Raw genomic sequence first — 21,094 nt, forward strand, 5'->3', positions numbered from 1 at the left:
TATTATGAATGATAAATTATAATTGATAAATGATTTAAATATTGACACAAAACTTCAACAACAAATAATTGTTGTGATGAAAATTTGATGCGTCAGTTTTTTATATTTTATCATTTCTCAAATGTTTTCTCTTAAAATAAGTGTCATAAATTAAGATTGCTAAAAGTAGAATTAATATAATTTTCTCGAGTGGCGATTTATTAACCCATTCTACAATTAAAAAAATTGTAATCAAAACAGGAGAAACCAAAATCAATTTTTGATAGATAGTATCTACGGATTTAACAAATTTCTCTGGTAAGCTATTTTTAATACTGCATATAATTAATTGGAAAAGCACACTAATAATCGCAATAATAAAAAATATTAGAAACAACAAAGACAGCCCTTCTCCAATTTGTGATAATTGAGTGAAATTGAAAACAAAGAAAACAAGAAAAACCAAAATTAAGAATGGTTTTAAAAATCTAGCCCAACATTCAATCAAAAATCTTTTCCTGTCCATTATCAATCAAATTTCGCGTGACTTCCTACATAATGTAGAAATTCCTGTCTCGTAATTGGATTCGTTCTGAAAATCCCACTCAATTCTGCTGTGATCGTAGAACTTGCGGTGTCTTTTATCCCACGACAATTCACGCAAAGATGTTTTGCATCGATGATACACGCGACATTATTGGTTCCTAAAGCTTCTTTCAAGGCGTCAACGATCTGCATCGTCAATCGTTCCTGAACTTGCGGGCGTTTGGCATAATAATCTACAATCCTATTGATTTTAGACAAACCGATCACTTCACCACTTGAAATATAAGCAACGTGTGCTTTTCCAATGATGGGCAAGAAATGATGCTCGCAGAAAGAATAGACTGTGATATCTTTCTCCACCAACATCTGTCTGTACTTATATTGATTTTTGAATGTAGAAATCCCAGGTTTATTTTCCGGAAGCAAACCTCCAAAGATCTCATTCACGTACATTTTCGCCACACGCTTTGGAGAATCTTTCAGGGAATCATCGGTCATATCGAGACCTAATGTTTCCATGATCTCGCCAAATAAGCCTTCTATCTTCTTTATTTTTTCTTCCGGTTTCAGATCAAAAGCGTCTGGTCTGAGAGGCGTGTGATCTTTTCCTGTAAACAGATCATCATCATTGTCAGGAATGTGTTCCATAATATCATTAGTAATAAGAAGCAAAAATAAACAAAATTTATCTACTCCATCGAGAGTAAATCTAAAGATTTGATTATAAAAAGAATAGATTTAGAAAGCATCTAAAAAACTAAAAAAAAATTGAAATGATTTGATTTTTTATATATTTGCACCAAATTAACATAATTAAAAATAAAATACTATGTCAGACATTGCATCAAGAGTAAAAGCTATCATCGCTGATAAGCTTGACGTTGAAGAAACAGAAGTGACTCCAGAAGCTAGCTTCACAAACGATTTGGGAGCTGATTCTTTGGATACTGTTGAACTTATCATGGAATTCGAAAAAGAATTCAACATTCAGATTCCAGATGATCAAGCAGAGAAAATTACAACTGTTGGTCACGCTATCGCTTACATCGAGGAAGTTGTAAATAAATAATATTTATTCAAGACAAAAAAAATTTATGGAATTAAAGAGAGTAGTTGTAACCGGCTTCGGCGCTATTACACCAATCGGAAATAACGCTAAAGAATACTGGGAAAGCCTTAAAATAGGAGCAAGTGGCGCTGCCTCGATTACTCTTTTTGATTCCACTAATTTTAAAACCAAGTTCGCCAGTGAGGTGAAAAACTTTGACCCGCTTAATTATTTCGATAAAAAAGAGGCGAAAAAGATGGATAGAAATTCTCAGTTTGGGCAGATTGCGGCAAGAGAAGCTATCGCTCACGGAAGACTTATTGAAGACAATGTCGATAAAAATCGCGTTGGTGTGATCTGGGGATCAGGAATCGGCGGACTGGAGACTTTTGAACAAGAAGTTTTAGGGTTTGCAGAATCCAAAGGCATTCCGAGATTCAATCCTTTCTTCATTCCAAAAATGATTGCGGACATTACGCCAGGAAATATTTCTATCGAATATGGTTTCCACGGGCCTAATTACACAACCGTTTCTGCTTGTGCTTCATCTGCCAATGCTTTGATCGATGCCAAAATGCTTATCAACTTAGGCAAAGCGGACGTCATTGTTTGTGGAGGATCCGAAGCGGCTGTTACAGCGAGCGGAATGGGAGGTTTCAACGCAATGCACGCACTTTCTACAAGAAACGATGATCCAAAAACGGCTTCCAGACCATTTGACAAAGACAGAGATGGATTTGTATTGGGCGAAGGTGCAGGCTGTATCATCCTTGAAGAATACGAACACGCAAAAAAACGAGGTGCAACAATCTATGCAGAATTAGCTGGTGGCGGAATGAGTGCTGATGCACATCACATGACAGCTCCACACCCTGAAGGACTTGGCGCTTATCTGGTAATGAAAAATTGCTTGGAAGATGCCGGTGTAACTGCCGATGAAGTAGATCATATCAACATGCATGGTACATCTACTCCACTGGGAGACATCGCAGAATCTAATGCGATCGCAAAATTATTTGGAGAACACGCTTTCAACATTCAGATCAATTCTACAAAATCTATGACTGGTCACCTTTTGGGTGCTGCCGGTGTCATTGAGGCCATTGCTGCATTACACGCAATTATCCACGGTATTGTTCCACCAACGATCAACCACTTTACTGATGATGAAAACATCGACCCAAGATTGAATTTCACATTCAACACAGCGGTTGAGAAAGAAGTTAACATCGCTATGAGTAACACTTTTGGTTTCGGAGGTCACAACGCTTGCGTTCTTTTCAAAAAAATATAAAATGTTTTTATGGAGTTGAAAAGTTATTTTTCTAAATTCCTTCCTAGAAACAGAGCACAAAAACTTTCGGAAAAAGATATTCTTTTTCGCAAAAACATTTCAAACATCGTAGGTTACAACATCCACGATATTGAGATCTTTAAAGAAGCATTCTCTTTGAAATCTTCTTCAAAAAGTACGAATAAAAAAAATTACGAACGTCTTGAGTTTTTAGGGGATTCTGTTTTAGGAACCATTATTTCTTGTCATCTTTTTCAAACCTACCCGAATGAAAACGAAGGATTTCTCACGCAGATGAAATCCAAAATTGTGAACAGGAAAAACCTTAACAAACTGGGCGAAGACCTAAAATTAAGTTCTCTTTTACAAGCTGATACTAGCCAGACAATTCTCAGTGAAAATATTTCAGGAAACCTGTTGGAGGCACTAATTGGTGCGCTATATCTGGACATTGATTATGAATTTTGTAAGAAGATCGTTTTAGACAGAATTCTTACGCCTTCTACAATCAATAAACTGGAAAATAAAATCATCAGCTACAAAGGTCTTCTGTTGGAATGGAGTCAAAAGAAAAAGATCCCGATCAAGTACGAAACCTGCGAAGAGATCCAACCCAACAAAGTCACGGTTTTCCGTTGTCACGTGTGGCTTCACAACGAAAGAATCGCCAATGCGGTGGAAACATCCAAAAAGAAAGCAGAGGAGAAAGCAGCTCAGAGAGCATTTTACGTTTTAAGTAAGAAAGAAAACATTATTGAACATCAAAAAACAATATCTTAAACTAGAAGAAGATCTATCAGAGATCAACGTCGGATTGATTAGACTTGCAAAACCAATCCTAGAGCACGAATTGTTTTTTACCATCAATAATATAAACACTTTTAAGTTCAAAAGGGTTGATGACATTCTCATCAAAGGCGAATATTTTGACCACTCGTTTTCACGTTATCAGGCCTACGACCAATCATCCAAAAACTGTTATAGCTTCATTTCGAATCGTTCGGTGTCATCCGTTCAGAAGAAATTGCAGAATCAGCTTTTTTCAGATGAATCAAATATTAAATTTTTACTAAATCTGCACCAAGATGTGGATTACATTTTAACTAATTCGGATATGTTTGCGGAATTTTCGTTAATTTTGCTCCCGGAAAATTTTGTCTTCCAAATTCAAGAATATCCATTGAGCTCTGAAGAAGAGCTTTATCAATTAATTCAATATTATGAATAAAAACCTTAAGAAAACAAAGATCATTGCAACACTAGGACCAGCATCTTCCAGCAAGGAAACGATGATCCAAATGATCCAAGCCGGTGTTGATGTATTTAGAATAAACTTCTCACATGCCGATTACGAATTGGTGTTGAAGAATGTGAATATCATCCGCGAGATCAACAAAGAATATGGCTACTCTGTATCTATTCTGGGAGATCTGCAAGGACCAAAACTAAGAGTTGGTGTTGTGAAAGAAGGATCTTTCCTTAATCCTGGAGATATCTTAACTTTCACCAATGAAAAAATCGAAGGCGATGCTACACGAGTGTACATGACCTATCAGCAGTTTCCTCAGGACGTAAAAGTTGGAGAGAGAATTTTGATCGACGATGGTAAATTGGTCTTCGAAGTGATCGAAACAAATAACCTGGACACTGTAAGAGCAAAAACGATCCAAGGTGGACCTTTGAGTTCTAAAAAAGGTGTGAATCTTCCTAACACAAACGTTTCTTTGCCTGCATTGACAGAAAAAGATATCGAGGATGCCAACTTCATGTTGGACCACGAGTTTGACTGGATCGCATTGTCATTTGTACGTCATGCTCAGGATATCATCGACCTGAAAGATCTGATGGCAAAACATCCAACCAACAAAACCAAAACTCCGATCATCGCTAAGATCGAGAAACCAGAAGGTGTAAAAAACATCGATGAGATCTTGCTAGAGTGTGACTGTCTAATGGTTGCGAGAGGCGATCTAGGTGTGGAAGTTCCTATGGAGCAAGTGCCCGTGATCCAAAAGAATTTGGTAAACAAAGCAAGACTTTACGCAAAACCAGTGATCATCGCTACTCAGATGATGGAAACCATGATCAACATCCTGACGCCTACAAGAGCGGAGGTGAATGACGTTGCAAACTCTGTACTGGATGGTGCTGATGCAGTAATGCTTTCTGGAGAAACTTCTGTAGGAAAATATCCGGTAGAAGTGGTTACCAACATGGCAAAAATTGTTAAGAATATCGAGAAAACTGCCCTTTACTCAAAACTAAATCACGTCATCGAGGAAAAAATCAACTGTGTAGACGAGCGTTTCATCACTGATAAAGTTTGTCGTTCTGCAGTAGATATCGCCAAATCTACAGGTGCTGAAGCTATCGTAACGTTGACCTCATCTGGCTACACAGCTTTCCAGATCTCTGCGCACAGACCATCTTCTCACATCATCGTTTTTAGTAACAGCAAACGTGTGATCACGATGCTGAACCTACTTTGGGGTGTAAGAGCTTTCTATTACGACATGGAAAAATCTACAGATGAAACAGTAATCCAAGTGAACATGTTAACGCACAATTACGGATTCGTAGAGCAAGGTGATTATGTCATCAACCTGAACGCTATGCCGGTTCACAACGGAGGAAAAACCAATACATTGAGATTATCTACAATATAATTTCAATTTTTATAAAAAAGAAAGACACCAATAATTGTTGGTGTCTTTTTTATTTGATTAAGTTTTAAAACCTTATTCTTTAATAATTTTCTTCGAGATCGTTCCAGTTTTTGTTTTAACATTAATGATATAAACTGAATTTGGAAATCTGTTCAGATCGATTGTTTGAGATTTAGAAATTTTAGAATTTTCAAGAATCAATTTCCCGTTCATATCAAAAACGACAATTCTCTCAATATCAATTGGAGCAGAAATAGTCACCATATCTTTTGTCTTGGTTGGATAGATCTTGATGTCCTCCTTCGTCAAATTATCAGAAGCCAAGGTGATCTTCTTAGTTCCCGTTGCGACCCAGGAAAAATCTTGCGTAGCGGCGTTCCCTTCTTGATTTACCAACGTATTTTTGTTTGTCACCTCTATTCTGTACATTCCATCTGATATAGGATTTTCTATGACAATTTGCTCTACATTGTCGACTGTATTATCGCCGGTGGTTGCATTGGCATTTGGTTCCGCAATGTCCAGCTTCCAGGGCTCATAGACATTTCCTGTTCCAATTTCTACAACTCTCAGGTCGAGGTCATTTACAATCCTTGAAGCATGATTTTGCTGAAGGTCAACATCCGTAACAAAAGCTGTGATAGCAGGATCGACCCAAGAGATACTTACTTTCAAAGGTTCGTTTCCAGTTGCCTTAATTTCTTTCTTGAAGCTTACACCAGACGTCAAATTATCTTTTTCGAAATAAGCATCTTCTGTCAATCTATTGACCAAAACCTGAGCAGCCTTCTTACCATCGACCAATCCCCAGCCATACCAAACATCTGGACCTGGCCTACCCGCTTCGTTTGCCGTGTGTGTCAGAAGAACTTTCATTTCGTCTGCATTGAAGATAAAATTACTATTACCAGACATATTTCTTTGGATCTGTGTCAAAGCACCAGCAATTCCAGAGACAATAGGTGTTGCAAAGGAGGTTCCGAAGGTAGATGTATAGACGACGTTCGTATTATTCCCAGTATAACTTGCCATCACCATATTAACACCAACTGCCGTCAGGTCTGGTTTCACAGCGCCATCCTTTCTTGGTCCGGCACTACTGAAGCTTCCCTTTACCACGTCACTGGCCTGCGTGTATTTATTGTTTGGCGTTGTCAATTGATTCACAGCACCTACAGTGATGATATTCTTCGCCAAAGAACCAAAACCAATGCAGTTGTAGCCTAAACTACAATTGGCCGCAGGAATCACATCACCATCTTCAAAAGGGACGTAAGCGCCATTTTTTAATTTGTATTTTGCTTCAGCTCCAGTCGGTCCTCCGCCATAATAATTTCCAGTGGATTTGAAAATGATCTGCTGCGGATTGGCATAGACGATCTTATCAAAATTATAATCGTTCTCATGATAAGCACCAGAATAAGTATCCAAAGTATTCAGGTCGTAATTAGCATACCAATACCATCCACTTGTAGGATAAAAAGGCGGACTAGCAGTTCCCACAAAGGTCCAGCCGACGTTTGTTCCATAAGAATGATTTGAAATATTGATATTGGGAATGGACACCAATTTCTCAAAATTAGTTCCAAGTGCTGTTGCCGAAAAACTGTAATTCTCGGTCGTTCCTAATGGTAAAACGCCTTTTGCATCTGCTTTTGAATAAGTTTGACCGCCAGAATTAAAAGTACCTGTCGCGAGACCATTGCCTATCAAAACGCTTGTAACATTGGTTGAGTGTGCGTATCTAGTGGTTGTAGGCGCCTCTTTATAAACGGCACGTCCGCCAATTTGCTCGTGGCTATCCTGAGGTCTTCCGGTATCAAAAACGGTGATATTGATTCCGTTACCCGTGACCGCAGCGGCACCAGCGATAGAACCATTTTGCAATTCATCAACATTGGAAGTTGCATTGGCTCTTGTTTCTTCTGTTGTAAAAAAAATAGGCATTCCACCTGCAAAACCTGCAAGATTACTTCTCAAGCTGTCTTTTTCTGCAATGGAATATCTTGAATGCTTGCTGAAAAAAGCATCCAATTTTTTCTCATTTTCTACTTGTTGATTGGCGAACTCATTTTTCAGTTTAAGATTCTGAGCATTAGAAAAATAAAAAGAAAATAACATTCCAACACTTAGTACAACTTTTTTCATCTTTATAACTTTTTGCAAAGATAAAAAATACTTATTTCATATTAGTTTCTAAAAAAACACCTATTTCTATCCGAATTTTTTGAATGAAGTCTCAAAATGAAGCTTCAAATTTCCAACATCTTCCTCAGTGCAATAGCCGTATTTTAAGATGGTCATCGTATTGAAGCTTTGAAGCGAATAATAAATGAAAGAATTGATTTCGGGTAAGCCAATTCCAAATGAGATGAAGTAATCATCCGTGAGATTTTCTCGAAGCCATTCTACGAGATCTGGCAGTTTCCATTTGTTTTTGATCTCTCCAAAAGTAATACCTGAACTCTCTGGTTGGACAAATTCTCCAGGTTTTGGTTTCATTAATTCGCCACTGGATTTCGTTTTGAAGTAAACTTTTATATCATTGTTCAAAGCAATTTTTTTCTTGTTTTCATTGAAAAGTTTAGAATCCTCATCAAGATTCCCAGACAACTTTTTCTTGACTTCCACTTCCTCGATTTCCGTGACTAATTTTATCAAATTAATGACAACTTCATCAGTATTAATGATTTTTAAAATCTTCCTTTCGTAACCTTCTTTCACAAACCGTAGCTCATCACCGAGATTTGCATTAATGATAAACTGACCTTGGGAATTGGAATAAGTTTTTTCCTGAGAATTGATATTGACAATCAAAACTTGATTCACCAAAACAGAATCTGACACAATTTTCCCTCTAATATTTTGTGAATAAAAGGTTTGAAAAAGCAGTAAAAAACAAGAGAATAGAAGTAATTTCAAAGACTATTTTTCATCAAAAATAAATTTAATTCCGGCTTGCAAATGACATTTAACCAGGATTAACTTTTTTGTGAACATTTAACAAAATCGGATTTCCAAAGCATTTTATTTCTCTGTTTAAAACCTTAACTTTACGCAAAATTACAATGTAGATGTACTTAGTTTTCGATACAGAAACCACTGGTTTACCCAAAAATTTCAACGCACCGCTCTCAGATTCAGACAACTGGCCAAGGATGGTCCAGATTGCTTGGCAAATCCACGATGACAATGGAAACCTGATAGAAAACCAAGATTACATCATCAAACCAGAAGGTTATGACATCCCGTTCAACGCCGCGAGAATCCACGGGATCACGACTAAAATCGCTAATGAAGAAGGTCGAGATCTGGAAGAGATCTTAGTAGAATTTTCTAAAGCTTTGGAAAATGTGAGAGTCGTTTCCGGACACAATGTGGAGTTCGATTACAATATCGTCGGGGCAGAATTTTTCAGGAAAAACATTAAAGATAATCTTCAGGAAAAACCCAGAGCTGACACGATGATCCTGGGAACAGATTATTGTCAGTTGGCTGGTGGACGAGGCGGGAAATTCAAATCGCCAAAACTGGAGGAACTTTACGAGAAACTTTACGGCCATAAATTCGATGAAGCGCACAACGCCGCAGCCGATGTGAATGCAACGGCTCAGGTTTTCTTCGAAATGATGAGAATCGGCGTGATCCCGACGGATGTTTTGAAGATTAATGAAACTCAATTAAAAGAATTCCAAACACACAATCCAGATCCGATAAAACCTTTCGGAATCGTCATCAGAAGACAGGTTGCGAGTTTTAACAACAAGAAAAAACAAGCCGATGTTGGCAGCATTGATGATATCGATCTTGGAAAATACTTCAATTTCGACAACCACAGCGTTTTCTCCACTTTGACGGCGACGACCAATATCAACGACCTTATCAAAAAAGCGACAGATGAGAATTATGCTGCCGTTGGAATGGTGGATATTGGCAATATGATGGGCGCGTTCAAGTTCGTTTCTGCAGTTGAAGACACCAATTCCGGTAGAAATAAAAAGCACAAAGAATATTTGGCTAAAAAACAGGAAGCCGAAGAAAAAGGAGAAGCTTTCAATGAAGAAGAACCAATTACAGATCAATTGGTCCCAATTGTTGGTTGCGAATTTTTCATTTCGAATCGATACGAACAAAAGCAATTTACCAAAGACGATCCGGACAGACGGACGCAAATGGTTTTGCTGGCAAAGGATTTCAATGGTTATAAAAATTTGATCAAACTTTCCAGCATTGGTTTTCAGAAAGGATTTTACTTTGGCGTTCCGAGGATCAGCAGAGAATTGATCTCTCAATATAAAGAAGGATTGATCGCGTTGACTTCCGGAATCAACGGCGATATTCCGAACACGATCTTAAATATCGGAGAACAAAAAGGGGAAGAATTGTTCCAATGGTGGAAAGAGGAATTTGGTGATGATTTCTATGTTCAGATCCAGAATCACAATCTGCCCGAGGAAGAGCATTTGAATGAAGTTCTACTTCAATTTGCAGATAAATATAATGTCAAGATCTTAGCTCAAAACGAAACGTATTACACCAACAAAGACGATGCGAATATCCAAGACATTTTGGGTTGCATCAAAGATGGTGAAAAGCAATCAACGCCGATTGGTAAAGGTTTCGGCAAGAGAAAAGGTTTGACGACCAACGAATATTACATCAAAAGTCAGGATGAATTAAAACAAGCTTTTATAAATTATCCAGACGCTTTCGAAGCTTATGAAGAGTTTTTGGCTAAGTTCAAACCTTACACTTTGAAACGTGATGTTTTGCTTCCGAAGTTTGATATTCCAGAAGAATTCATCGATCCAGAAGATGAAACTGATGGCGGAAAACGTGGTGAGATGGCCTATCTCAGACATTTGACCTACGAAGGTGCGAATAAACGTTACCCAGTTATTACGCCTGAAATCCAGGAACGATTGGATTTTGAACTGGAAGTTATCGCCAACACCGGTTATCCTGGTTATTTCTTGATCGTTCAGGATTTCTGTAATGAAGCTCGAAATATGGGCGTTTCGGTTGGTCCAGGTCGTGGATCGGCGGCAGGATCGGCAGTTGCCTATTGTATTAAGATCACGAATGTTGATCCGATCAAATATGATCTCCTTTTTGAGAGATTCCTGAATCCGGAAAGGGTTTCGATGCCGGATATCGATATCGATTTTGATGATGAAGGACGTGATAAGGTCATCAAATGGGTGGTTGAAAAATATGGCCAGGAACAAGTGGCGCAGATCATCACTTATTCGGTTTTGGGAGGAAAATCGGCGATAAAAGATGCTGGTAGAGTTCTCGACCTGTCAATTCCAGAAACGAATATGATCGCAAAACTGATTCCGCCAAGTCCAGGAATGAATATTGCGAAAGCGCTTTCAAAATATGACAAGCTGAAGCCGGAAGACCAACAATTGGTGGATGAGATGAAGTTCATTCTTTCAAACTCCGATGATTCCAGATTCTCGGTTCTCGAAAGTGCGAAGAAAATGGAAGGCTGTATCCGAAATACGGGAATTCACGCTTGTGGTGTGATCATTACGCCAGAACCTGTGAGCAATTTGGTTCCGATCACGATTGCGGCAAAAGATGCGGACATTTTGGTTTCTCAGTTCGATAACTCGGTAGCGGAAAATGCGGGTCTCTTGAAAATGGATTTCCTTGGACTAAGGACTTTGACTATTATCAAAGATGCGGTAAAACTTGTGAAAGAACGTCACGGCGTTGATATCGACCCAGATGAAATTCCGTTGGATGACGCCAAAACCTATCAATTATTTAAAGAAGGAAGAACGATCGGGATCTTCCAATACGAGAGTCCCGGAATGCAGAAGTATATGCGTGAACTGAAACCAACGGTTTTCGCCGATCTGATTGCGATGAATGCCTTGTATCGTCCAGGTCCTATTAAATATATCCCAAATTTCATTAACAGAAAACACGGAACCGAGGAAATCATCTATGACCTCGAAGAAACGAAAGAATATCTTGAAGAAACTTACGGAATCACCGTTTATCAGGAACAGGTAATGCTTCTGTCTCAGAAGTTGGCCAACTTTACGAAAGGTGAAGCCGATACTCTGAGAAAAGCGATGGGTAAAAAGCAGATCGAAGTCCTTAATAAAATGTACCCAAAATTCATTGAAGGTGGAAGAAAAAACAACCTCGATGAAGAAAGACTGGAAAAAATCTGGAATGACTGGAAAGCCTTTGCAGAGTATGCTTTCAACAAATCCCACTCGACTTGTTACGCCTGGATCGCTTATCAAACCGCTTATCTGAAAGCCAATTATCCAGCTGAATATATGGCGAGCGTAATGAGTAATAACATTAATAACACGGCTTCCATCACCATGTTTATGGAGGATTGTAAAGCTATTGGTGTCGATGTTTTGGGACCTGATGTGAATGAATCTCAATATAAATTCTCCGTTAATGAAAAAGGACAAATTCGTTTTGGATTGGGCGCTATCAAAGGAATTGGCGAAGGTCCGAGTGAGGCCATCGCAACATTGAGGCAAAACGGAAGATATAAAAACGTCTATGATTTCTTTGAGCGAATTCCGCCTTCGCAAGTGAACAAAAGGGTTGCGGAAAGTTTGGTGACTGCTGGAGCGTTTGACGAATTGGACACGTATCACCGCGGACAATACTTCGACATCGACGCTTCCGGGAAAACGAATATCGAAAGACTTTCGCGTTACGGACAGAGTTTCCAGGACAGCAAAAATGAAATGGACAATTCTCTATTTGCAGATTTTGCCGAGGAAGTTCAGATCGAGCAACCAAAACTTTTGCCTTGCGCAGAATGGCCGAATATGCATAAACTTAATAAAGAGAAGGAAATCATTGGATTCTATTTGTCGGCGCATCCTCTGGACGAGTTCAAATATCAATTTAAATTTATGCAAGGTGTGCTTTCCAAAAAAGCAATTCTTGATGAGAAGAAAGATGAGATTCCTGTTTTAGATGAAGTGATTCCAATTTTGGAAACCGATAATACGCCTGATGAGGAAGTTCCTGATATTTTGGTTTCTGATGAAGTCGGATTGGAAGATGAGATTATTGAAGAATCTGGCAAAAAAGCAGAACCAAAAGGGAATTTCAATTTCCTGAATCTGGACGAAGTTGAAGCTTTCAAAGATCTGGCCTTTCCGCCAAAAGCGCCCGAACTATTTGAAGAAAAGAAAAGTTGGAAGGACAAGATGAATGAAAAAGACAACACAAAGGAATATACCGTTGCTGGCCTGATTACGGAATATCGTGTGGCGGATGGTTTCCGAAGTGGGGAAAAAGTGGCTTTTGTCCTGTTGGAGGACTACACAGGCTCCTACTCTTTCCGATTGGGTGACAGAGATTATATGCGATTGAAGGACAAATTGGAAGTTCAGCGTTTTGTCATTATGAAACTCAAATTCTCTCAAGGAAAAGACGGACGTGTTTTCGTCAACGTGAATGATGTTTTGGAATTGAAAGAGGCCTTTGACCGATTTGCACGTAGCTTATCCATTGTAGTGCCACTGGATTCCTTGCGTAAAACTGATATTGAATTCTTTAAAGAGAAGATCATTGAGAATCACGGCGAGCAGAAATTGAATTTCTTCATCAAAAATCCGGAAGATGAATCTGTTTTGGAAGTGGTAAGCATGAAACATCATATTAATATTAATGAAGATCTTTTGGAGGTGATTCATTCTATAAATAATTATGAAGTATTTTTGAATTGATGACATGTTAACAGTTTTTATAAAATTATACAAGCAAATGTCGAATAAAACTAAAAAAATACACAAAGACAATAAAAAAAATCTGCATTATTCATATAATGCAGATTTTTTTTTACAACCAGACAAATACAATTAATGATATATTCATTTATTTAAGAAATTAAATTAAAATTTATTAATAAAACATCTCTTTCATTAAACATTATTTACTATATTTGGCTGATTAAAATATATCAAATAATTATGAAGAAACTTTTACTATCGTGTTCTTTAGCAATCGGATTTTTTGCTAGTGCACAAACAACAGTTATTTTTGAAGACAGCTTTGAGAGCTATACAGATTTCGCCATCGCTGATGTTGGAAGCTGGACTCTAAGAGACATCGACCTTAAGACAACATACGGCATAACTTCTGGCGGAGCGCCTGTTGTATTTGCAAACTCAGGAGTTGCAAAATCATTTCAGGTCTTTAATTCTACAACTACTGTCCCTGCGTCTGGAGCTGGATTTTCCGCTAGAACTGGAGTAAAGAATATGGTTTGTTTTAATGCAGACTCAGCTCCTTGGAATGATGACTGGTTGATTTCACCACAAATTTCAATAACATCAACTGGATCGTCAGCTGTTAGTTTTTGGGTAAAACCAGCAAACGCAGCTTATGGACTTGAAAAATTTCAAGTATTCGTATCTACAACAGGAACGGAGATCGCAGATTTCACTGCAATCTCACCAGTTGTAACTACACCAGCAGATGTAGTTTGGAAGGAGCATGCTTATGACCTAACGGCATATGCGGGGCAAGCAATCCATATTGCAATCAGATGTACGTCAGATGATCAATTTGCACTATCACTTGATGATTTCAAAGTGACCAATACGGCGCCAGCAACAGCAGCTCCAGATTGTGCAACATTAACAACTCCATCAAACAACAATACATCCGTTAATCCAGGTTCTGTAACGTTATCATGGACAGCACCTACCACAGGAGGAGCTCCTTCTAGTTATGATGTATATTTCGGAACCACTGCAAACCCAACAACTCTTTTAGGAAGTGTAGTAGGAACTTCAATTGCAGCAACCACAGTTGCTAATACAACATACTACTGGAGAGTTGTACCAAAGAACACAGTTGGCAGCGCTACAGGGTGTAGTACATTTAGCTTTAAAACAATAACACCGATTGCTGGTTGTACAACAATTGCAAATAATTCTCCTTACGGAGCTCTTGTTCCTAGCAACTGTAACGGAACTACTGCAGTAAGCAGAACTTTTGCATACGCAGGAGAATACTCGACTGTTAGTTTAGTGGCAGGCAGAAGCTACAAATTTGATATTCTACTCAAATCAGGATACTATATTACAATTGCAACTGACGCTGCGACTCCAGTTGTTTTAGCATCTGGTGCAAACAGCGTGACTTACACTGCAGCAACAACCGGACTTGTTAGATTTTACAGTCACGCTAATTCAACTTGTATTGGAGCGACAGACTCGACATCATCCCACACGAGAAGTGTTACATGTTTAGGTACATTGGCCGTATCAGATCTAGACAAATCTAATGTATCCATCTATCCAAACCCATTCACAGATGTACTTAAAATCTCTGATGTGAAAGGCGTGAAATCTGTTTCTGTAAATGATATCTCTGGAAGAGAAGTTAAATCTCTTGCTCCATCTGCAGAACTTAACCTTTCTAGTCTACAAGCAGGTTTATATATCGTAAATCTAAAAATGGAAGACGGAAGCGTTAAATCTTTCAAAGCAATCAAAAAATAATTTCAAATAAATTATTAATTATACTGAAGTTGCCTCGTTTCTTAGCGAGGCAACTTCTTTTTGTTATTGACAAGGTTTTTCACTTTTAAGTGTTAATACTCTTTGCCAAAAAGAAAATTAATTCTATATTCGTATCAGTTTTAATAAAATTATAATATTATGAAAAAAATTCTATTCTCTTGCCTTTTGGCACTAGGTGTTGGGGTTAATGCTCAACTAGATTTCAGCGAAGATTTTGAAGGCGATGCTACCGGTATGATCCAATTTGGTGGCGGTGGTTTCAACACAGTGAACTACTGTAGTGCTACAACTTCAGGATCTTTGACCTACAGTGCAACAGTTACACAAACAGGATGGCTGGCAAATCTTTTGGAAAAAGGGGACGTAACAGGACAAAGTAACAATGGCCAAAAACTTGACATTACTTTTAGTTATAAAAAAGCAGCTAACCTTACAGGAACACTTTATGCAGCTTACGCTGTGTTAGATGATGTATCCAACCTATGGTCAATTGTGACATTAGGAACTGGTGTTCCATTGACTGCTACAGCTGTTACAACTTGCGGCACTGTGACAGGCTCAATTCCTGCTGGAACATTTGACCCTAACAAAACTTACGCAGTGGGAACTTGGATGGCTAAAACCGGAACCGGTGTAGGAGCACTTTACGTGGATGACCTTATCATTAAACAAGCGCCTGCAACTGCAGTACCAGCTTGTGCTACATTTACTTCTCCAACAAGCGGAGCTAGTGTACCAGGAGGTACTTATGGACTTGCGTGGACAACTTCTCCTACCGCGAGCTCTTACAAGATCACCATTGGAACTACACCTGGAGCTTCAGATGTAGTGAATGCAACTGTTTACGGAAATACCTTGAACGTAGCACTTCCAACAAATTCAACTTATTATGCTAAAGTAACAGCTACAAATACTGTAGGTGATGCTACAGGATGTCAAGAGATCACATTCACAACAAACAGCAACGTTGGACACTGTGGCCCTATCACTTCTACTGCACCGTCAGTAATTGCACCAATCAGATCAGTTACTTTTGCTGGTGTTACAAATACTTCTGATCCTACACCTGCAGGACTTGGCGCTTTCCCTGTACATCAGGATTTCAAAAATATTGAGTTCCCAGTGAAAAACGATGTTACTACATTACCATTATCTATCATTGGTAGTAATAACGCAACTGCAGCAAATGGATGGGGTATGTCTGTATTCATTGACTGGAATAACGATGGTGATTTCAATGATGCTGGAGAGGCTTACTTCAATACTTTTGAAACAAAAGTTAGCACATCTGGAATTCCAACTACAGTTCCACTTACAGGAAACATCACGATTCCAGCAGGTACTGCTCTAGGTAAGAGAACAATGAGAATCAAGTACAACTTCCAAAGTACCGCTGCTGCAGACATCAATCCTGCATTGGCAGATGGTTGTGCTAATATGACAAATGGTCAGGTAGAAGATTACACAATTGATTACAAAGATGCGCTTGCAGTTTCTGATGTAACTAAAGCTGGTATCTCTGTATATCCAAATCCATTCGCTGATGTTCTTAGAATATCTGACGTGAAAGGTGTTAAATCTGTAACAGTTAATGATATCTCTGGAAGACAAGTTAAAACACTTGCTCCTTCTGCAGAACTTAATCTCTCTAACTTGAAATCTGGATTATACATCGTTAACCTTCAAATGGAGGATGGAAGCGTAAAATCTTTCAAAGCGATCAAAAAATAATTCTTTAGAATAAGATCAATATGAAGCCCACTCGATCGAGTGGGCTTTTTTTTGTTTATAATTACAAAAGCAAGCTTGTTATCATGTAATACAAAGCTTACTTTGTGTAAAGACTACGCTTACTTTTACATAGAAGTAAACGTACTTTTATAAGATCAGTAGCTTCACGTCTATACATGGGTAGCCTTTCATCCTTCAATCGCACACGTGCCATCGACCAACGCCACCTGTGCCATCGACTTATAGTACCTGTGGTTTGACACAAGATGCGGTGTGGTTTTTATTAATAAGCTCCTGAAAAAGTAATATTTAAAATTGACATTGGCATTAATTCAAACAAAAAAAAGTCCCGCGAAATTCACGGGACTTTAATTTTATGATGTGGAGCTGATTACCAGATCTTCACTCTTTCTTCTGGTTTTTTGTAAAGCTTGTCGCCTTGTTTCACATCAAACGCTTTGTAGAAAGCCTCTGTGTTCACCAATGGTCCAAAACTTCTGAAGAAACCTGGAGAGTGTGGATCCGTCTTCACCTGATTGGTCATAAACTTCTCCGTAGAAAGCGTTCTCCAAACGGTTGCCCAACTTAGGAAGAATCTTTGATCCGGCGAGTAGCCATCAATTTTACCTGGATTCCCTTTATCTTTAAGATACATCTGAAGGGCGTCATAAGCGATGTTTACACCACCAAGATCGGCAATATTCTCTCCGTTGGTGAAAGTTCCATTCACGTGAACATCCTTCACTGGCGAATAAGTATCGTACTGAGCTGCAAGACTTTTTGTCGCTTTCTCGAAGTTGGCTTTGTCCTCTGCTGTCCACCAGTCTGTCAAGTTACCATCTCCGTCGAACTGTGCACCACTGTCATCAAAACCGTGCGTCATCTCGTGACCGATCACCGCTCCAATTCCTCCAAAGTTGACCGCTGCATCAGCATCAGCATTGAAGAAAGGCGGCTGAAGAATCGCGGCAGGGAAAACGATCTCGTTGTTTACCGGATTGTAGTATGCGTTCACAGTTTGTGGAGACATTCCCCACTCTTTCTTGTCCACTGGTTTTCCAATTTTTTCTAATTCCTTAGCATAATGCCAGCTAGACACGTTTTGAAGATTTCTATAAAGTGTTCCACCATCTTTTTCAGATTTCAAAGTCAATTTGGAATAATCTTTCCACATATCAGGATAAGCGATCTTAACAGTGAATTTATTCAATTTTTCTAAGGCTTTGGTCTTGGTCACAGAAGACATCCAAGTCAAGCCATTGATGTGAACGGCGAAACTTTTCTTAAGATAATCGACGTAGGTCAACATCTGCGCCTTAGCTTCCGGAGTGAAATATTTCTCGACATAAACCTTTCCGAAAGCCTCTCCCACAACTCCATTGATCAAGCCAAGCGCTCTTTTGTTCATCGCTCTTTGCTCTTGCTGGCCTTGTAGATATTTGCTGTAGAAATCAAACTTCATCGTATCCAACTTTTGGTTCAGATAACCTGCGCTTCCAGAGACCAAATTGAATTTAAGATAATCTTTGATCAAAGGAATATTTTTCTCCGTCAGGAACGTATCAAGATTTTTGTAATAGCCAAGCTCTCCGATGATCACTTTGTCGGTTTTAACACCTACCTCAGCCAAATATTTTGGAAGGTCGATGTTTTTCACCAATGATTTTAGCTCCGGTAAAGTCTTAGGATTGTATTGTAAAGTTGCGTCACGCACCTGTTCGTTGGTCAGTAAGGTCTTAGCAATTTTCTTTTCAAAATCGACGATCTGACCAGCTACAGCAGCAGAATTTTTGTATCCGATCTCAGTAAGGACCTGAGCTACATATTTCTTGTACTCCTCTATGGTTTCTGTATTCTTTGGAGAATCTTTTTGGTAATAATCTCTACCAAGCCCAAGAGATGCATCGCCTAAATAAACGGCGTTCATCTTAGAATCTTTAAGGTCGCCATCAACACCCCACTCGTAGAAAGAGTTGTCGCCTCTTTTCGTGGCGTCGATCAGATATTTTTGAAGATCAGAAAGATTCTTGATCCCATCGATCTTTGCAAGATCAGCCTTTATTGGATTCAGACCATCAGCATTACGCTTGTTCATATCCATGTAAGTCTGGTAAAGCGCTTGGATCTTCTGACCTTCGGAACCATTTTCGAATTTTTCTTTTAGAATATTGTCCAAAAGTCCAAGAGAATTATTATCTGTCGTCTCTCTCAATTGCGTGAAAGAACCCCAGCTTGGCTTGTCTGCAGGAATCTTGGCAGTCTTCATCCAAGTCCCGTTGACATAGTTATAAAAATCATCTTGCGGACGAACAGTGGTGTCCATATAGGTCAATTCCAAAGCGTTTTGCTTTGATTGGGCAGAAACGGTGCTTACCAAAGAAGCTAACATTAATGCTGTAAGTGAGATCTTTTTCATTTCTTGATAAAAATATTTGTTCTATATGTAGTTTTAAAGCGGAGTTTGTTACAAATTAACATCCTAAATTTCGAAAAACTAAAATTAAGACTTATTGCCTAAAATACTTCTATAACTGATTAATAATTAAAGTTTTAATCGAATCAATAACAACACTGCATTTAATATTATAATTAATTGATCTATGATATAGGAATTTAGTAGAGAGAATGATATTTTTACAGCTTCATTCAATACAATTCTTACACAGATGCATCATAATTTATTATTGGTATTAGCCCTATTGTTCTCAGTTTTCATGATGGTAATGGTGGCCCGGAAAATGAAGATCGCCTATCCCATATTCTTGGTCATTGCCGGACTGGCCATCAGCTTGCTTCCCGGGATTCCGGAAATAGAGCTGGATCCAGAATTGGTCTTTTTGATCTTCCTTCCGCCATTGTTATACGAAGCTGCTTGGTACACCTCATGGAATGACTTCTGGAAATGGAAAAGACCGATTTCCCTCTTGGCGTTCGGCTTGGTCTTCGCAACTTCTATGATCATTGCCTATCTTTCTCAGGCTATGATTCCAGGTTTTACTTTAGCGTTAGGATTTTTGCTTGGTGGGATCATTTCGCCGCCTGATGCTGTGGCTGCTACTACAGTTTTGAAGGGATTACCTGTTCCAAAGCGTATTGTGAGCATATTAGAGGGTGAAAGTTTGGTGAATGACGCTTCATCTTTGATCGTCTTCCGATTTGCTTTGGCGGCAATTCTGACTGGCAGTTTCTCTATGCACGAAGCTGTGGGACAATTCTTTTTGGTTGCCGGGATGGGAATCGTTTGTGGTATTGTGGGTGGCGGGATCATGTATCTCATCCACCGCTTTCTCCCAACCACCTCAGCTATTGATGCGGCATTAACGATCATGACGCCTTACATTTTATATCTTGGTGCAGAGCAATTTCATTTCTCCGGCGTGATGGCGGTTGTGACAGGCGGACTTTTCATCTCCTACCGGTCGCACGAGATCTTTAAAAACGGAAATACGCGACTTAATATGCTGGGCGTTTGGACAACCGTTATTTTTGTGATGAATGCCATGGTTTTCATATTAATTGGACTGTCGTTGCCATCCATCATTCACGGACTGGAGGAAGCGTCGTTGATTCAAGGGATCAAATATGGTGTGATCATCAGTATTGTCGCTATCGTGATCCGGTTTTTGTGGATCTATCCAGCGGCTTTTGTTCCCAGATGGCTTTTCAAATCAGTAAGAAAAGAACAAAATCCTGGTTGGAAAGGGCCACTCGTGATTGGCTGGGCAGGAATGCGTGGTGTGGTTTCCTTGGCAACAGCACTCTCAATCCCTTATCTTTTGCCCGATGGCTCGCCTTTTCCTCATCGTAATTTGATCTTGTTGATCACATTTGTTGTCATCTTTATTACCTTGGTTGTACAAGGATTGTCTTTGCCATTCCTAGTTAAAAAACTGGACATGCCAGCGATGGATGTTGTACTACCACAGGAACAGCAGGAAGCGCAGATTCAAATCAGACTCAACAGATTGGCATTGAGTCATATTAACAATAATTACAGCGAAGCATTGGAAAAAAGTAATCTGCTGAAAAACTACAGAATGCAGATCTCATTGGAAACAGAAAATACAGAAAATCAACTGGACTTGATGGAGTGCAATAATTGTACGACCCAAGAGATTGATAACTTCGAAACTATATTGAAAGAGATCTATGACAAACAGAGGGTAGAGATTTTCCAAATGAGAAGAGAAAAATATTATGAGGATGAGGAGATCAGAAAAGCCGAACTCCAATTAGATCTGAACGATCTAAAGATCAATCCGGATTTTCATTCGTAAAAAGTTAACATAAAAAAACTCTTCCA

General features: G+C 38.9%; 14 protein-coding genes. 9 read left to right on the plus strand and 5 right to left on the minus strand.

Going from position 1 to position 21,094, the window contains the following annotated elements:
• Positions 1-100 precede the first annotated feature (100 nt).
• Both BMW39_RS12435 and folE read right to left on the minus strand, forming a co-directional pair.
• Positions 101-505: a hypothetical protein gene (locus BMW39_RS12435; RefSeq protein ID WP_034975869.1), complete on the minus strand. Its 405-nt coding sequence runs from the start codon at positions 503-505 to the stop codon at positions 101-103.
• Positions 506-507: 2 nt separating this feature from the next.
• Positions 508-1,173 (minus strand): GTP cyclohydrolase I FolE, encoded by a 666-nt coding sequence (gene folE, locus BMW39_RS12440; protein ID WP_034975871.1) that lies wholly within the window; start codon positions 1,171-1,173, stop codon positions 508-510.
• A gap of 181 nt (positions 1,174-1,354) precedes the next feature.
• On the opposite strand from folE, the gene BMW39_RS12445 reads away from it, so the two are divergent.
• From BMW39_RS12445 to pyk, 5 genes are read left to right on the plus strand one after another with little or no spacing between them, the layout of a single operon-like run.
• Positions 1,355-1,594, plus strand: coding sequence for an acyl carrier protein (locus tag BMW39_RS12445; RefSeq protein ID WP_002976354.1), 240 nt, complete (start codon positions 1,355-1,357; stop codon positions 1,592-1,594).
• Between the two features lie 25 nt (positions 1,595-1,619).
• Entirely contained in the window at positions 1,620-2,867 is a 1,248-nt protein-coding gene (gene fabF, locus BMW39_RS12450) for a beta-ketoacyl-ACP synthase II (protein WP_034975872.1), read from the plus strand.
• A gap of 9 nt (positions 2,868-2,876) precedes the next feature.
• A complete protein-coding gene (gene rnc / locus BMW39_RS12455; protein WP_034975874.1) occupies positions 2,877-3,647 on the plus strand; it encodes a ribonuclease III in 771 nt (256 codons plus the stop codon).
• Positions 3,622-4,095, plus strand: a complete 474-nt coding sequence (locus BMW39_RS12460; RefSeq protein ID WP_034975875.1) for an IPExxxVDY family protein — start codon at positions 3,622-3,624, stop codon at positions 4,093-4,095. Before rnc ends, BMW39_RS12460 begins: the two co-directional genes overlap by 26 nt.
• On the plus strand, positions 4,088-5,533 hold the full coding sequence (pyk, locus tag BMW39_RS12465; protein ID WP_034975876.1) for a pyruvate kinase: 1,446 nt from the start codon (positions 4,088-4,090) through the stop codon (positions 5,531-5,533). The genes BMW39_RS12460 and pyk overlap by 8 nt, the downstream gene beginning before the upstream one ends.
• A 72-nt stretch (positions 5,534-5,605) precedes the next feature.
• Here pyk and BMW39_RS12470 read toward each other — a convergent pair whose 3' ends face one another.
• Together BMW39_RS12470 and BMW39_RS12475 are read right to left on the minus strand one after the other, a co-directional pair.
• Complete coding sequence (locus BMW39_RS12470) at positions 5,606-7,681, minus strand: S8/S53 family peptidase (protein WP_034975877.1); 2,076 nt, start codon at positions 7,679-7,681, stop codon at positions 5,606-5,608.
• Between the two features lie 66 nt (positions 7,682-7,747).
• Complete coding sequence (locus BMW39_RS12475; RefSeq protein ID WP_051879931.1) at positions 7,748-8,380, minus strand: hypothetical protein; 633 nt, start codon at positions 8,378-8,380, stop codon at positions 7,748-7,750.
• A 227-nt stretch (positions 8,381-8,607) separates the two neighbouring features.
• On the opposite strand from BMW39_RS12475, the gene dnaE reads away from it, so the two are divergent.
• From dnaE to BMW39_RS12490, 3 genes are all read left to right on the plus strand, one after another.
• Positions 8,608-13,257 (plus strand): DNA polymerase III subunit alpha, encoded by a 4,650-nt coding sequence (gene dnaE, locus BMW39_RS12480; protein WP_034975879.1) that lies wholly within the window; start codon positions 8,608-8,610, stop codon positions 13,255-13,257.
• Between the two features lie 243 nt (positions 13,258-13,500).
• On the plus strand, positions 13,501-15,039 hold the full coding sequence (locus tag BMW39_RS12485; protein ID WP_051879932.1) for a T9SS-dependent choice-of-anchor J family protein: 1,539 nt from the start codon (positions 13,501-13,503) through the stop codon (positions 15,037-15,039).
• A gap of 159 nt (positions 15,040-15,198) precedes the next feature.
• The gene (locus BMW39_RS12490; RefSeq protein ID WP_034975881.1) at positions 15,199-16,791 is read left to right on the plus strand and encodes a T9SS type A sorting domain-containing protein; all 1,593 of its coding nucleotides are present in this window, start codon (positions 15,199-15,201) and stop codon (positions 16,789-16,791) included.
• 391 nt (positions 16,792-17,182) lie between these two features.
• Here the strand turns inward: BMW39_RS12490 and BMW39_RS12495 are convergent, their stop codons facing one another.
• Positions 17,183-19,207 carry a M13 family metallopeptidase gene (locus BMW39_RS12495; protein ID WP_034975884.1) on the minus strand — a complete coding sequence of 675 codons (2,025 nt, stop codon included), beginning with the start codon at positions 19,205-19,207 and terminating at the stop codon, positions 17,183-17,185.
• A gap of 250 nt (positions 19,208-19,457) precedes the next feature.
• Here BMW39_RS12495 and BMW39_RS12500 point away from each other — a divergent pair, with 250 nt between their 5' ends.
• Entirely contained in the window at positions 19,458-21,068 is a 1,611-nt protein-coding gene (locus BMW39_RS12500; RefSeq protein ID WP_034975887.1) for a Na+/H+ antiporter, read from the plus strand.
• Positions 21,069-21,094: the final 26 nt, after the last annotated feature.

Source organism: Epilithonimonas lactis, from assembly GCF_900110605.1.
Taxonomy (GTDB): Bacteria; Bacteroidota; Bacteroidia; order Flavobacteriales; family Weeksellaceae; genus Epilithonimonas; species Epilithonimonas lactis.